Raw genomic sequence first — 14,884 nt, forward strand, 5'->3', positions numbered from 1 at the left:
GCGCTAGTTTAACCCTAAGAAATGCTGGGCGATTTTGAAGTAAATAATCAGCCCGGTGCCGTCAATCAGCGTGGCGATAAACGGCGCGGAAACCACCGCCGGGTCGATGCCGACGCGTTTAATGACCAGCGGGATCACCGAGGAGACGATCGCGCTCCAGATGGTAACGCACACCAGCGTCAGGCTGACGATAAAGGTGATTTCTGGGCCAATGCCCATGATCCATGCTCGCAGACAGCCTGCTGCGCCGAGCGTGATGGCGACCAGCATCGCCGTCGACATCTCTTTACGCAGAATTCGCCCCAGATCCCTTAAGCCCACTTCGCCTAGCGCCATGGCGCGCACCAGCGTCGAGGTGATTTGCGTACCGCTGTTGCCCCCGGTGCCAATCAGCAACGGGATAAAGAAGGCCAGCGCAATGGCGGACTCCAGCGCCTCTTCAAAGTGCTGAATGACGGTGCTGGTGTACGCTTCCGCGATAAACAGCAGCAGCAGCCAGACGGCGCGTTTTTTCCACAGCGTAACCGGGCTAATCTCCAGATACGGTTTTTCCAGCGGCAACGTCGCCCCCTGAAGCTGCGCATCTTCGGTGATTTCATCGGCTAACAGCTTATCAATCTCTTTTTCATTGAGGCAGCCGATAAGCTTCCCGTTTTCAATCACCGGTAGCAGCGTCAGGCGGTGCTTTTCGATAAGCTCCGCGGCCACGTCGCGGGTATCGTCCGGGCTGACGTGGAATAGGGTGGAGGTCATCAGCTGCGCGACCGGCTGATTATCATCGGACGCTTGTAACAGCGCGCGAGTGGATAATATTCCACGCAGATTGTCGCCGGAAACCACGAATACGGCGCAGGGGAAATGATCGTCATTTAATTGTCGCAGGAACATCTCGCGCGCTTCTTTTACGCTGAGTGGTTCCGGCAACGAAATAAACGTTTTCGACATGTAGCTTGAGATAATATCGCCCGTAGCCGGGGCAGTTGGGTAGTGCGGCGCAGTGGCATGAATATAAGACATCAAAATGTTCCCTATAGAAATTCTATATAGGGCGATCAAAACTGGAAATGCTGAGAAAAATCCCTACGTCCCGGTTTTAGCACTGAACAACGTATCTGTACGACCTTGAGCCGTCAGAAGTTATCTTGGCAACACCTTGATTCGATGGATGCCTGTATTTCCCTGTGATGGTCTCTCTCGATACCACCAGGGCGATAACTTATGTTTATTCAGGAGCCTCGCCATAACAAGATTATTAATTACGATGCTGAGTGAATTTATATTTTCCGCGTGCTTTCAGACACGCTGGTAAATTCAACGAGCGTAATATAGCGCGTTATTATTCATTGTGGTGGTGAAAGATAAAGTGGTTGAGATTAGGTTTAGTATTTTGTTTGTGGCGTAAAAAACCCGGCGTCGCGATGCTCAGCCGGGCTACAGGGATTAAAACGGTTATCGGCGTGAGCGTACGACCTGATAACGGCGAGTCAGGTATTCCACCGGCGCGCTCCAGACGTGCACCAGGCGGGTGAACGGGAACAGCAGGAAGATGGTCATGCCGAGCACCAGATGCACGCGGTAAATCCAGGCTACGCCGTCCAGGTGCGCCGATGCGCCGCCGTGGAAAGTGACCACCGCCTGCGCCCAGTCCACCAGCTTCAGCATCTCGCTGCCGTCAGGGTGCTGCGCGGAGAACGGAATGGTGGTCAGGCCGAGGCAGCACTGGATCAGCAAAATACTGAGGATCAGAATATCCGCCGTCGATGAGGTTGCGCGAATGCGCGGGTTGAACAGACGACGAATCAGCAGACCCGCGCCGCCGACCAGCGTCATTACCCCACAAGCACCGCCGAGAATCATCGCCATCAGCTGTTTCTGCGACAGCGGCAGCCAGGATTCATATACCCAGTGCGGCGTCAACATGCCGAAGAAGTGGCCGAAGAAGATCCCCAGAATACCGACGTGGAACAGGTTGGACCAAATCACCATCCCGCGCTTATCGAGCATCTGGCTGGATGAGGAGCGCCAGGTGTACTGACCATAGTCGTAGCGCAACCAACTGCCCAGCAGGAACACCGTGCCGCAGAGGTAAGGGTAGATGTCGTAAAAAAAGACGTTGAGGTACTGTATCATTTCGGGCCTCCCGCACGGACGTCCACGTACTGTGGCGCCACGTCCTGGCTAAAGCGTCGTTGATAACTTTGCAGCGGGGAACTGTCACAGGCGGTGGCGTTATCTTCGATAAACTTCACCTGTTCCTCTTCCCAGACTGCGTCCAGCGCCTGACGGGTATCATCTCGCGCTTCGCCCGCCACCTGTTTTGTGACACTGTCACTTGATAATGATGTTTTCGCCAATGACAGCAGGGTATCGAACAGCTGATACCACGGTGCCTGACGCTGTTTCAGCCGGCCGCCAATCAGCGCCAGAATTGGCGCGACGTTTTGTAGGCCTTCCTGCGCCTGAGCCTGTGGCAGAATGCTGAGATACTCGAGATAGAGCGGCAGATGGTCAGGCAGCTCGCGGCAGTCGAGCTGCAAACCGGCCTGTTCATACTGCGACATGAGCTCAACCATCGCTTGACCACGATCGCGGGATTCCGCATGGACGTGCTCAAACAGCATGAGTGACGTTGCGCGCCCGCGCTCGAAAATCTCGCACCATTCGGCCTGCTTATCGAGCAGCGAGGCCGCCAGATGCTGTTCCAGGAACGGGCGCAGCGCCGGGGCATCGCTGTCGATTAACGCAAATAGCTCATTCTTATTGTCCCAGCTGAGCTCATCGGGGTACTCCAGCAGCAGCCCGATTATTTTCAGGACTCGCATTAGTTTTTCTCCCCGATATTGATGGCGTCTATACGATGACTGTTAAACAGGTTGAACTTGGTGTCCGACCCGTGACAACCGTCACCGAAGGTGAAGCCGCAGCCCTTGCTTTCCGGGAAGGCGTCTTCCGCCATTTCACGGTGGCTGGTTGGAATAACGAAGCGGTCTTCGTAGTTGGCAATTGCCAGGTAGCGGTACATCTCTTCAACCTGTTCCACGCTTAAGCCCACTTCTTCAATCGCGCGGGTGTCGGTGACGCCTTCAACGGTCTGAGAACGTTTGTAGTGACGCATTGCCATCATGCGTTTCAGCGCGCGCAGTACCGGGCCAGTGTCGCCCGCGCTGAGCATGTTTGCCAGGTACTGTACCGGAATGCGCAGGCTTTCCACCGCCGGCAGAATGCTGTCGGTTTTTGGCAGTCCACCGGCATCGGCAACGGACTGAATCGGTGACAGCGGCGGTACGTACCAGACCATCGGCAAGGTGCGGTATTCCGGATGCAGCGGCAGCGCCAACTTCCAGTCCATCGCCATTTTGTACACCGGTGAACGTTGTGCGGCGTCGAGCGTGTTCTGGGTGATGCCCTGTTTCAATGCTTCTTCAATCACCGCTGGGTCGTGCGGGTCGAGGAACACATCGCATTGACGCTCGTAGAGATCGGTCTCGTGTTCGGTGCTGGCTGCTTCTTCGATACGGTCAGCGTCATACAGCAGCACGCCGAGATAGCGAATTCGCCCCACGCAGGTTTCCGAACAGACGGTTGGCTGGCCGGATTCAATACGCGGGTAGCAGAAAATGCATTTTTCGGATTTGCCGCTTTTCCAGTTGAAGTAGATTTTTTTGTACGGGCAACCGGTGATACACATACGCCAGCCGCGGCACTTGTCCTGGTCAATCAGCACGATGCCGTCTTCTTCACGCTTGTAAATCGCGCCGCTTGGGCAGGTGGCGACACAGCTTGGGTTCAGGCAGTGTTCGCACAGGCGCGGCAGGTACATCATGAAAGTGTTTTCGAACTGGCCGTACATCTCTTTTTGCATCGCCGCGAAGTTCTGGTCATGGGCGCGTTTTTCAAATTCGCCGCCAAGCAACTCTTCCCAGTTCGGGCCCCATTCAATTTTGTTCATCCGCTGGCCGCTAATCAGCGAGCGCGGGCGGGCGGTGGGCAGGTTTTTGCCTTCCGGCGCATTGTGCAGGTGCTGGTAGTCGTAGGTGAAAGGTTCGTAGTAATCGTCAATGCCAGGGATAAGCGGGTTGGCGAAGATTTTCGACAGCACGCCCAGACGGCCGCCCATGCGCGGGGTCAGTTTTCCGCTGATGCCGCGCACCCAGCCGCCTTGCCATTTCTCCTGGTTTTCCCAGTCTTTCGGGAAGCCGATGCCCGGTTTGGTCTCGACGTTGTTAAACCACGCGTATTCCATCCCTTCGCGGCTGCTCCAGACGTTTTTACAGGTCACGGAGCAGGTGTGGCAGCCAATGCATTTATCAAGGTTTAAAACCATCCCAACCTGTGAGCGTATCTTCATTTTGCCGCCTCCTGAACCTGGTCATTGCCTTCATCATCCAGCCAATTAATGTTTTTCATTTTGCGAATCATAATGAACTCATCACGGTTCGAACCGACCGTTCCGTAGTAGTTGAAGCTATAGGCAAGCTGCGCATAGCCGCCAATCATATGGGTAGGTTTCGGGCAGATGCGGGTGACCGAGTTGTGAATCCCCCCGCGTCGCCCGGTGACCTCCGAGCCTGGAATGTTCATGATGCGTTCCTGAGCGTGGTACATCATGGTCATGCCCGGCGGCACGCGCTGGCTCACTACCGCGCGGGCGGTGAGCGCACCGTTGGCGTTGAACGCTTCAATCCAGTCGTTATCGGCGATACCCAGCTCTTTGGCATCGATTTCGCTAAGCCAGACGATCGGCCCGCCGCGCGACAGCGTTAACATCAGCAGGTTTTCGCTATAGGTGGAGTGAATGCCCCATTTCTGGTGCGGCGTCAGGAAGTTCAGCGCTTTTTCCGGGAAACCGTTTGGCGGAATTTCCTTCATGTGGCTGACGCTGCGAGTGTCGATTGGCGGGCGATAGGCCACCAGGCTTTCGCCGAAATCGCGCATCCACGGGTGATCCTGATACAGCGACTGGCGGCCCGACACGGTGCGCCACGGGATCAGCTCGTGCACGTTGGTGTAGCCCGCGTTATAGGAGACGTGTTCATCTTCAAGCCCTGACCAGGTCGGGCTGGAGATGATTTTGCGCGGCTGCGCCTGAATATCGCGGAAGCGAATTTTTTCGTCTTCTTTGTTGGTCGCCAGATGGGTGTGGTTGAGGCCGGTAAACTCGCCCAGCGCTTGCCAGGCTTTCACCGCAACTTGCCCGTTGGTTTCCGGGGCTAAGGTGAGGATCACTTCGGCGGCATCAATCGCCGTTTCAATGCATGGGCGGCCTTTTGCCGGGCCGTCGAGCTTGACGTAGTTGAGCTTACCGAGGAAGTCGATCTCGGTCTGGGTTTTCCAACCGATGCCTTTGCCGCCGTTGCCGAGTTTGTCCATCAACGGGCCGAGCGAGGTAAAGCGCTCGTAGGTAGCCGGGTAGTCGCGTTCAACGGCGACAATGTTTGGCGCGGTTTTGCCTGGGATCAGGTCACATTCGCCTTTGCGCCAGTCCTGAATGGCAAACGGCTGCGCTAGTTCCGCCGGGGAGTCGTGCTGTAACGGTTGCAGCACCACGTCGGTTTCTACGCCGAGGTGACCCTGACAGATTTCTGAGAACGCTTTGGCGATGCCTTTGTAGATTTCCCAGTCGCTTTTGGACTCCCACGCCGGATCCACCGCCGCGGAAAGCGGGTGGATGAACGGGTGCATATCCGAGGTGTTCATATCGTCTTTTTCGTACCAGGTGGCGGTCGGCAGGACGATATCGGAGAACAGGCAGGTACTGGACATACGGAAATCAAGCGTGACCAGCAGGTCGAGTTTGCCCTCGATAGCGGCGGTCTGCCACTCCACTTCTTCCGGTTTTACGTCGTCGGTCGAACCCAAATCCTCGCCCTGAATCCCGCTGTCGGCACCGAGCAGATACTTCAGCATGTACTCGTGGCCTTTACCGGAGGAGCCCAGCAGGTTGGAGCGCCAGATGAACAGGTTACGCGGATGGTTTGCGCCGTTATCCGGCTGTTCGCTGGCAAAACGAATATCGCCAGACTTCAGCGCCTGAGCGGTGTACTCCTGCGGCGTCATGCCTGCCGCTTCCGCTTTGGCCTTCACGGTCAGCGGGTTGAGGTTCAACTGCGGCGCGGACGGCAGCCAGCCCATACGCTCGGCGCGGACGTTAAAATCTATCAGATGCCCGGTGTACTTTTTCGGGTCGGCCAGCGGTGAGAGCAGTTCTTGCGCGGTCAGCTTCTCATAGCGCCATTGGCTGGCGTGGTTGTAGAAGTAGGAGGTGCTGTTCATCTGGCGTGGCGGACGGTTCCAGTCCAGCGCGAAGGCCAGCGGCAGCCAGCCGGTTTGCGGACGCAGCTTCTCCTGGCCCACGTAGTGCGCCCAGCCGCCGCCGCTTTGACCGACGCAGCCGCAGAACACCAGCATGTTGATCATCCCACGGTAGTTCATGTCCATGTGGTACCAGTGGTTGACCCCGGCACCGAGGATGATCATCGAACGACCGTGCGTTTTGTGCGCGGTGTCGGCGAACTCAAGGGCAATCTTTTCGATGTTGTGGCGCGATACGCCCGTTATCTGCTCGCCCCAGGCCGGGGTATAGGCTTTCACCTCATCGAAGCTTTTCGCCGCCAGGCCATCGTCCAGACCGCGGTCAAGGCCGTAGTTGGCCAGCACCAGGTCATAGACGCTCACGACCAGACGGCTGCTGCCATCGGCGAAGGTCAGCTGTTTTGCCGGCAGCTTGCGTACCAGAATCGGGTCTTGTTTGACGCTGCGAAAGTGCGGGTTTTCGTTGCCGCCAAAGTAGGGGAACGCCACGCCAGCCACGGTATCGCGGTTATCCAGCAATGAGAGCGCAAGCTCGGTCTCTTTGCCGGAGGCCAGCGATTCAAGGTTCCATTTGCCTTTTTCGCCCCAGCGGAAGCCTATCGAGCCGTTTGGTACCACCAGTTCGCCGTCGAGGCTATAGGCAACGGTTTTCCATTCCGGGTTATTGGCTTCGCCGAGCCCATCGACCAGGTCCGAGGCGCGCAGCAGGCGACCTGCGGTATACGAACCGTCGTCGCGGCTGTCGAGCATCACCAGCATCGGCATGTCGGTGTAGCGGCGGCAGTAGTTGATGAAATATTCGCTCGGGTTATCAAGGTGGAACGCTTTGAGGATCACGTGACCCATCGCCATAGCCAGTGCGCTGTCGGTACCCTGTTTCGGTGCCAGCCATTGGTCGCTGAGCTTGGCGACTTCAGAGAAGTCTGGGGTGATGGCAACGGTCTTGGTGCCTTTGTAGCGCACCTCGGTAAAGAAGTGGGCGTCCGGTGTACGGGTCTGCGGCACGTTAGAACCCCAGGCGATGATATAGCTGGAGTTGTACCAGTCGGCGGATTCCGGCACGTCGGTCTGCTCGCCCCAGGTCATCGGCGACGCTGGCGGTAAGTCGCAGTACCAATCGTAAAAGCTTAAGCAGGTGCCGCCAATCAAGGAGAGATAGCGGGTACCGGCGGCGTAGGAGACCATCGACATCGCCGGAATAGGTGAAAAGCCCGCCACGCGGTCGGGGCCGTACTTTTTAATTGTCCAGACGTTGGCGGCGGCAATCAGCTGATTAAGCTCTTTCCACGAGGAACGCACAAAGCCGCCTTTACCCCGCGCTTGTTTGTAGCTGCGGGTTTTTTCCGGGTCTTTCATGATGCTGTCCCAGGCCACCATTGGGTCCGGGTGCGCGGCGAGGGCTTCGCGCCACAGCTCAATCAGCTTTTTGCGCGCCAGCGGGTATTTGAGGCGGTTGGCGCTATAGAGATACCAGGAGTAGCTGGCGCCGCGCGGGCAGCCGCGAGGCTCATGGTTTGGCAGGTCAGGGCGGGTGCGGGGATAGTCGGTCTGTTGAGTTTCCCAGGTGACCAGCCCGTTTTTAACATAGATCTTCCAACTGCATGAGCCCGTACAGTTCACCCCGTGCGTGGAGCGAACGATTTTGTCGAATTGCCAGCGCTGACGATAGCTGTCTTCCCAGTCGCGGTTGTTGTCATAGACCTGTCCGTGACCGTTGGCAAAGGTCTCGCCTTTCTGCTTAAAGTAGCGAAAGCGATCCAGTAGCTTGCTCATACTTGCTCCTCCTGACGGGGGGCTTTGCTCCCCCGTGGTTACACTGCTCACATAGTTATGTTTATTTTGACGTCGGTTTGCGGCGGCCGTAGACAAGCCATGTCACCAGTACGCACACGACGTAGAAGACAAAAAACACTTTCATGGCGCCGACCGGTGAACCGGTCATGGCTAAAGAGGTGCCGAAGGCTTTCGGAATGAAGAAACCGCCGACTGCGCCGATAGCGGAGATAAAACCCAGCGCGGCGGCGGTATCGGTTACCGCCTCGTGCTGGGCCTGTTCATCCGTACCGCCGCGTTTTTTAACGCTGTCGATAGTGATTTGACGGAAAATCACCGCGATCATCTGGAAGGTGGAGCCGCTGCCGAGCCCAGCGGTGAGGAACAGGCCCATAAATACGACGTAGAAGGCGAGGAAGCTGCCGGAGCCGCTGCCCGGTAAGGTCAGGAACAGCAGGCCGGTGAATACCGCCATCAGCACGAAGTTCACCAGCGTCACCTTCACGCCGCCCAGTCTGTCCGAAATCACACCGCCAAATGAGCGCGCCAGCGCGCCGATAAACGGCCCGAAGAAGGCGAGTTTGAGGATGTTAACGTCCGGAAATTGGGTTTTTGCCAGCATCGCGAAACCCGCTGAGAAACCGATAAAGGATCCGAAGGTCGCCAGATAGAGCAGGCTCAACAGCCACATATGCGGGCGTTTCAGTACCGGAAGTTGGTCACGCACGGAGGCTTTGGAGCTGGCAATATCATTCATCCCGACCCAGGCCGCGATAGTCGCGATAATTAGCAGCGGTACCCAGATAACGGCAGCATTCGCCAGCGAGAGAATGGAACCATCTTCCTGCGGTACGCCGTGAATGCCGATAAAGGTGAAGATGGGCAGGAAGATCACCGCTGGCGCCACCATTTGCATCACGCTGACGCCAAGGTTGCCCAGGCCGCCGTTGATGCCGAGTGCGCTGCCTTGTTTCGCTTTCGGGAAGAAGAAACTGATGTTGCCCATGCTGGACGCGAAGTTAGCACCAGCGAAACCGCATAGCAGTGCGATGATAATAAATACCCAGTAGGGGGTAGCGGCGTTCTGAATGGCAATGCCTAACCAGATGCACGGTACCACCAGGATCACCGTACTTACCACCGTCCATTTGCGCCCGCCCATAATGGGTACCATAAAGGAGTAGGGGACACGTAATATTGCACCGGAAAGTGAAGGTAGTGCTGTTAATAAAAAGAGTTGGTCGGTGGTGAAATTAAATCCGACTTTATTAAGATTGACCGCAACTGCACTAAATAACATCCAGACGCAGAAGGCGAGTAATAAACAGGCTACGGAAATCCACAGATTTCGCCTCGCAATTGATTTTCCTTTATTTTCCCAGAAGCCAGGATTTTCAGGTTTCCATTCTTTTAGAAGGTAATGATTCTCTTTCTCATTGCTTGCCATATAATCCTCGAGGAACGCGTCATAAAAAAGAAACAAAGGAAAAACAGCGAGGTAGGTGAGGAGGGGTATTATTGTCAGGCCGTTTTATCTCTTTATCGTTGAAGAATAGATAAAAAAAACGCGTTGTAAGAAAACGCGCTGTGAATAAAACGTTGTTAATTGTTACTAAATGTAAATTAAGTGGGCTTGAGCTCTAGCGTAATATAATGTTGTATATAACGAGTGAAAATTTCGTCACTTATTTCCGCCATCCCTAGTGCATAAATTCCGTCTAGTCCACACACTAATGCAATTAATCGCCATGCAATGTTTTCCGCGCTATCTATTGGCCTGAATTCATTCGCTTCTGTTCCCTGCAAAATGAGCGATACGGTTTCCTTATGCCACATATCCATCGTGAGCAGGTAAGCCCCTTTTATTTCGCTATCGCTGTCTGCCAGCAGCTGCGCTTCTCGCCACAGGCGTATATAGGGTTCGAGTCGGCCATCGTCACTGCCAAGCATAGAAAAGAGGCGGTCGTGCCAGCTCGCATCGTCCGCCACCAGAGGCATATCAAGCATTTCACGGATCAGCCTGACGAAGGCGAGGGATTTGAGTTCACCAATAGAGGTGAAGTGGTGATGGACCTGGCCGCTAGATACGCCGGCGACGCTGGCAATGTTGCGCACGGTCATGGCGTTAAAACCCCCGCTTAGCGCCACCTGCATGGCGGTTTTGAGGATCGCTTCGCGCCGTTCTTCTCGATTTAAATAGTTCATTTTTCTTCGTTTAAGTAGGGTTTAGATGAGAATAACAAACAATTGGACATGTGTTCAACAATCCGGCAGGATCCTTTTCCTGGACATGCGTCCAACAAATTAACGATGTGAGGAATGGAAAAATGTCACGCCAATGGTTAACGCTCATGGCTATCCTGATGGTCTATATCCCGGTGGCGATTGATGCCACCGTGCTGCACGTAGCCGCGCCGACGCTTAGCGTTGCGCTGGGCACCAGCGGCAATGAGCTGCTGTGGATCATTGATATCTATTCATTAGTGATGGCCGGTATGGTGCTGCCGATGGGTGCGCTCGGCGATAAAATTGGTTTTAAACGCCTGCTGCTGCTCGGCAGCGGGATCTTTGGTCTGGCCTCGCTGGCGGCAGCGTTTTCACCGACCGCGATGACGCTGATTGCGTCCCGCGCGCTGCTGGCGATTGGTGCGGCGATGATTGTTCCGGCAACGCTTGCCGGGATCCGCACCACCTTTGCCGAAGCTCGTCACCGTAATATGGCGCTGGGACTGTGGGCCGCCGTTGGCTCGGGCGGCGCGGCGTTTGGCCCGCTGGTGGGCGGTCTGCTGCTCGAGCACTTCTATTGGGGCTCGGTGTTCCTGATAAACGTCCCGATTGTGCTGGTGGTGATTGCTATTAATGCCCGAGTGGTTCCGCGTCAGCCTGCGCGACGTGAACAGCCGCTTAATCTTTTCCAGGCACTGGTGCTGATTGCCGCCATCCTGATGCTAGTATTTAGCGCCAAATCAGCGCTGAAAGGGCAGCTTGCGCTGTGGCTGGTGGCAATGGTCGCGATTGCCGGAGCCGGAATGCTGTACTGGTTTGTTCGCAAACAGCTATCGGCCACGCGCCCGATGGTGGATATGCGCCTCTTTACCCATCGCATTATTTTAAGCGGGGTGATGATGGCGATGACGGCGCTGATCACGTTGGTCGGCTTTGAGCTGTTGATGGCGCAGGAGCTGCAGTTTGTGCACGGCAAAACGCCGTTTGAAGCCGGGCTGTTTATGCTGCCGGTCATGGTGGCGAGCGGCTTTAGTGGCCCGATTGCCGGGGTGCTGGTGTCGAAGCTTGGGCTGCGTGAAGTGGCGACCGGCGGGATGTTGTTAAGCGCGCTGAGCTTTATTGGTCTGTCGATGATTGATTTTAGCACCCAGCAGTGGCTGGCGTGGGGGCTGATGACGCTGCTGGGCTTTAGCGTAGCCAGCGCGCTACTGGCTTCCAGTTCAGCCATTATGGCGGCGGCCCCGAAAGAGAAAGCGGCGGCGGCAGGGGCGATTGAAACGATGGCCTACGAGCTGGGTGCGGGGCTGGGCATTGCGCTGTTCGGCCTGATCCTGACCCGCAGCTACACTTCGTCGATTGTGCTGCCCGCAGGGGTAGACGGCGCGGCGGCCGAGCAGGCTTCGTCATCGATTAGTGAAGCCATTAAGCTGGCGCAGTCGATGCCAGCCATTCCTGCGCAACACCTGATTGAGGCGGCAAAAACGGCCTTTATCAACTCGCACAGCATCGTGCTGGCGACGGCGGGCGTACTGTTGCTTCTGCTGGCCGCCGGTATCTGGCGCAGCCTGGCGAAGGTGCCGAATCCGGCATAATTTTCTGATGGGCCAGTCGTGCCCTCTCAGGTGGATGTGTACATTATTGAACATTTACACTACAATCGTTATTAAATGTACACGCCTCTTTTCGGATGATGTACGGAGATAACGTACGGGAGGGCATATGGCCACAGTACAAGAAAGCCATGTAAACGGGAATGTCGACACCAGCAAAGCGCTGCCGGTTGTCTTCCGCATTCTGGAAAAATGGCAATGTAACACAGATGAACAACTTCGATTATTAGGTATTAGTTCACGTTCAACATTGAACAAATACAAAGAATCGAAGGGCGGCATTCGCTTAAGCGCGGATATCCAGGAGCGTATGAGCTACATCCTGAACATTCATAAGTGCCTGCGGTTACTGTTCACCGCCGATGACAGCATCTACGGCTGGGTGCGTAAACCGAACTCGCATCCTTTCTTTGCTGGACGTTCGGCCATGGACGTGATGAACGGTGGCCGGGTTGCCGACCTTTATGAGGTCGCCACACGGCTTCAGTCCTGGCGAGGAGGCATGGCTTGAGCACTGAAGCGCCACCACTCATTGATTTAACCGGGGCCGCGGCGTATCGGATCATCCCTAGCCGCTATCCCACCATCGATTTGTTCGAAGACGTTGCCAGCAGCGATGAGCTGGAAGCAGTCTGGGCCGTTGAAGCCCTGACCAACGAGCGGCTGCTTGAGCAGGCGGGTGAGTTGATGCGGGTGCCGAAAGCCGATTGGCTGGTCGGGCTGAACGGCAGCAGCTATGTGATGGCGGCCTTTACGCATATCAATCCTGAAGGGGCGCGATTTAGCACCGGCGATTTTGGCGGCTATTACTGCGCCCCTCAGCTTGATACCGCCATTAAAGAGACGGTGTATCATCAGGAACGTATTTTCGGTTATACCAATGAGCCAGCGCAGAAAGTACAGATGCGGGTGCTGTTTACCGAATTTGATGCAACCTTAGCGGATATCACCCAAGAGCCATTTATTTCATCGCCGCTCTATCACGCCACGGATTACAGCCAGTCTAAGGTTTTTGCGCAGGCGCAGAAAATGCAGGGTAGAGACGGGATTCATTACTGTTCAGTGCGCCATACCGGCCACACCTGCTATGTGCTTTATCGGCCCTGCCTGGTCACAAAAGTTACGCAGGCAGAGCATCTGGAGTACCACTGGAACGGTCGTTCAATTACTAACATTCTGAGCATTAAGCTCTACGGCGACTAATTGATTTACCGCCGGGTGGCCTGCCAGCAGAGCAGTGACCCCACGCAGACCATCGCCGCGCCTTGCCAGAATGACCAGGATAGCGCGGCGCTGAGCAATACCGCCGCCAGCGCTGAAGAGAGGACGGGCGTAAAGTAAGAGGCAACGGCCAGCAGGCTGACGTTGCCGTGGAGAATTCCCACATTCCACGCCGCATAGGCTAATCCTAGCGCCAGGGCGCACATCACCAGTTTAATGACCACCGGCCAGCTAAAGACCATCGGCGGTTGGTTGCTTAGCAGGAATTTCACCCACAGGCTTAATGCCGTTAGCAAAACAAACAGCGTAATCCCGTTGTTTCCTTTAGCGTATTTGGCGGTGACGGTGCAGTACGCCGCCCAGATAAACGCCCCGACAAAAGCCAGAATATAGCTAAGCGGGCTGGAGATGACGTTGCGGGTTATTTCGTTGAGATCCAGCCCTTGTTCGCCGCCTAATACCCAGGTCACGCCGAAAACGGAAAGCAATAATCCAGGGATAATTAACCAGCTACTTTTTTGACCGTTGAACACAATGGCAAACAGAATCGTCAGGCTTGGCCAGAGATAATTGACCATGCCGACCTCAATTGCCTGCTGGCGGGTGCCCGCGTAGCCGAGCGAAAGCGCAAGACAGATTTCATAGCTGACAAACAGCACGCTACCGGCCACAAGATAACGCGGTGGGATCTGACGCAGCTGTGGGAAGCCGACGGTGAAGATGAGCAGCAGGCCGCTCAGGCTGTAAATCATCGCCGCTCCGCCTACGGGGCCAAGCCCTTCACTGACGCCGCGAATCAGCCCCACCATGGTGCTCCATAAGACGATAGCGCTGAGTCCCGTTAGCGTCGCTTTCTTATTATCCATCTCTAACCTGATGCTTTTACGAACGAAGTTTTCGGTTATAACATTTTTTTGCGACGGCTGGTGATATTTCTCCGCGACACCTAACCCTAAAGGATTAATGAAAATCGCTGACCCTGACTATTAAGGGGGGCTCAGTTTTCGACATTGATTTGACGCAAAAAAAACAGGGGCATTGCTGTTAGTTTTTCTCCCGAAGTACATCCATACAATGAGGAAAATAATGGACGTCAGCCGCAGAAAGTTTTTTAAAATCTGCGCGGGCGGTATGGCTGGGACGACGGCTGCGGCATTAGGGTTTGCCCCAAAAATGGCGTTAGCACAGGCGCGAAATTTCAAATTACTCCGCGCTAAAGAAGTTCGTAACTCCTGCACATACTGCTCCGTAGGTTGTGGGCTATTAATGTATAGCCTGGGCGATGGAGCCAAAAATACCCGGGAAGCGATTTACCACATTGAAGGTGACCCGGATCATCCGGTAAGCCGTGGCGCACTCTGTCCGAAAGGCGCGGGGCTGCTGGACTATGTACACAGTGAAAACCGCCTGCGCTATCCGGAATACCGCGCACCTGGCTCAGATAAATGGCAGCGTATTTCGTGGAATGAAGCCTTCGATCGCATCGCAAAATTGATGAAGGCCGACCGCGACGCCAACTTTATTGAGAAGAATGAGCAGGGCGTAACGGTTAACCGCTGGCTCTCCACCGGGATGCTGTGCGCATCCGCGGCAAGTAATGAGACCGGCATGCTGACGCAGAAGTTTGTGCGCTCGCTCGGCATGCTGGCGGTAGACAACCAGGCGCGCGTCTGACACGGACCAACGGTAGCAAGTCTTGCTCCAACATTTGGTCGCGGTGCGATGACCAACCACTGGGTTGA

At 55.5% G+C, this 14,884-nt stretch carries 12 protein-coding genes and 1 riboswitch; of the genes, 4 read left to right on the forward strand and 8 right to left on the reverse strand.

Translation table 11 applies throughout. The annotated features are described in order from the left end of the window. Positions 1 to 3 precede the first annotated feature (3 nt). The 7 genes from RDN66_RS23290 to RDN66_RS23320 form a co-directional block, all read right to left on the reverse strand. A complete protein-coding gene (locus RDN66_RS23290; RefSeq protein WP_202218023.1) occupies positions 4 to 1,017 on the reverse strand; it encodes a magnesium transporter in 1,014 nt (337 codons plus the stop codon). 54 nt (positions 1,018 to 1,071) lie between these two features. Next, positions 1,072 to 1,255, reverse strand: a riboswitch (M-box (ykoK) riboswitch). Between the two features lie 194 nt (positions 1,256 to 1,449). Next, positions 1,450 to 2,130: a respiratory nitrate reductase subunit gamma gene (gene narI / locus RDN66_RS23295; protein ID WP_308538209.1), complete on the reverse strand. Its 681-nt coding sequence runs from the start codon at positions 2,128 to 2,130 to the stop codon at positions 1,450 to 1,452. Further along, positions 2,127 to 2,822, reverse strand: a complete 696-nt coding sequence (gene narW, locus RDN66_RS23300) for a nitrate reductase molybdenum cofactor assembly chaperone (RefSeq protein ID WP_123651905.1) — start codon at positions 2,820 to 2,822, stop codon at positions 2,127 to 2,129. Before narW ends, narI begins: the two co-directional genes overlap by 4 nt. Next, positions 2,822 to 4,348, reverse strand: a complete 1,527-nt coding sequence (gene narH, locus RDN66_RS23305; protein ID WP_202218024.1) for a nitrate reductase subunit beta — start codon at positions 4,346 to 4,348, stop codon at positions 2,822 to 2,824. The genes narW and narH overlap by 1 nt, the downstream gene beginning before the upstream one ends. Further along, complete coding sequence (locus tag RDN66_RS23310; protein WP_308538210.1) at positions 4,345 to 8,085, reverse strand: nitrate reductase subunit alpha; 3,741 nt, start codon at positions 8,083 to 8,085, stop codon at positions 4,345 to 4,347. The genes narH and RDN66_RS23310 overlap by 4 nt, the downstream gene beginning before the upstream one ends. A 61-nt stretch (positions 8,086 to 8,146) precedes the next feature. Beyond that, positions 8,147 to 9,532, reverse strand: coding sequence for a NarK family nitrate/nitrite MFS transporter (locus RDN66_RS23315; RefSeq protein WP_308538211.1), 1,386 nt, complete (start codon positions 9,530 to 9,532; stop codon positions 8,147 to 8,149). Between the two features lie 176 nt (positions 9,533 to 9,708). Continuing rightward, complete coding sequence (locus RDN66_RS23320; protein ID WP_202218026.1) at positions 9,709 to 10,290, reverse strand: TetR family transcriptional regulator; 582 nt, start codon at positions 10,288 to 10,290, stop codon at positions 9,709 to 9,711. A gap of 122 nt (positions 10,291 to 10,412) precedes the next feature. Between RDN66_RS23320 and RDN66_RS23325 the strand changes: the two genes are divergently transcribed. The 3 genes from RDN66_RS23325 to RDN66_RS23335 all read left to right on the forward strand — a co-directional run bounded on the left by RDN66_RS23325 (position 10,413) and on the right by RDN66_RS23335 (position 13,124). Continuing rightward, positions 10,413 to 11,903 (forward strand): MFS transporter, encoded by a 1,491-nt coding sequence (locus tag RDN66_RS23325; protein WP_308538212.1) that lies wholly within the window; start codon positions 10,413 to 10,415, stop codon positions 11,901 to 11,903. Positions 11,904 to 12,030: 127 nt separating this feature from the next. Next, positions 12,031 to 12,432 carry an antitoxin Xre-like helix-turn-helix domain-containing protein gene (locus RDN66_RS23330; protein WP_035896960.1) on the forward strand — a complete coding sequence of 134 codons (402 nt, stop codon included), beginning with the start codon at positions 12,031 to 12,033 and terminating at the stop codon, positions 12,430 to 12,432. After that, positions 12,429 to 13,124: an RES family NAD+ phosphorylase gene (locus RDN66_RS23335; protein ID WP_051910821.1), complete on the forward strand. Its 696-nt coding sequence runs from the start codon at positions 12,429 to 12,431 to the stop codon at positions 13,122 to 13,124. The genes RDN66_RS23330 and RDN66_RS23335 overlap by 4 nt, the downstream gene beginning before the upstream one ends. Before the next feature lie 5 nt (positions 13,125 to 13,129). Here the strand turns inward: RDN66_RS23335 and yddG are convergent, their stop codons facing one another. Further along, complete coding sequence (yddG, locus tag RDN66_RS23340) at positions 13,130 to 14,008, reverse strand: aromatic amino acid DMT transporter YddG (RefSeq protein WP_202218028.1); 879 nt, start codon at positions 14,006 to 14,008, stop codon at positions 13,130 to 13,132. A gap of 220 nt (positions 14,009 to 14,228) precedes the next feature. Between yddG and RDN66_RS23345 the strand changes: the two genes are divergently transcribed. Further along, positions 14,229 to 14,884: molybdopterin-dependent oxidoreductase (locus tag RDN66_RS23345; RefSeq protein ID WP_308538213.1), on the forward strand; the 656-nt coding region annotated here is incomplete at its 3' end.

The organism is uncultured Kluyvera sp. (assembly GCF_902485085.1).
In the GTDB taxonomy this organism is placed as follows: Bacteria; Pseudomonadota; Gammaproteobacteria; order Enterobacterales; family Enterobacteriaceae; genus Kluyvera; species Kluyvera ascorbata.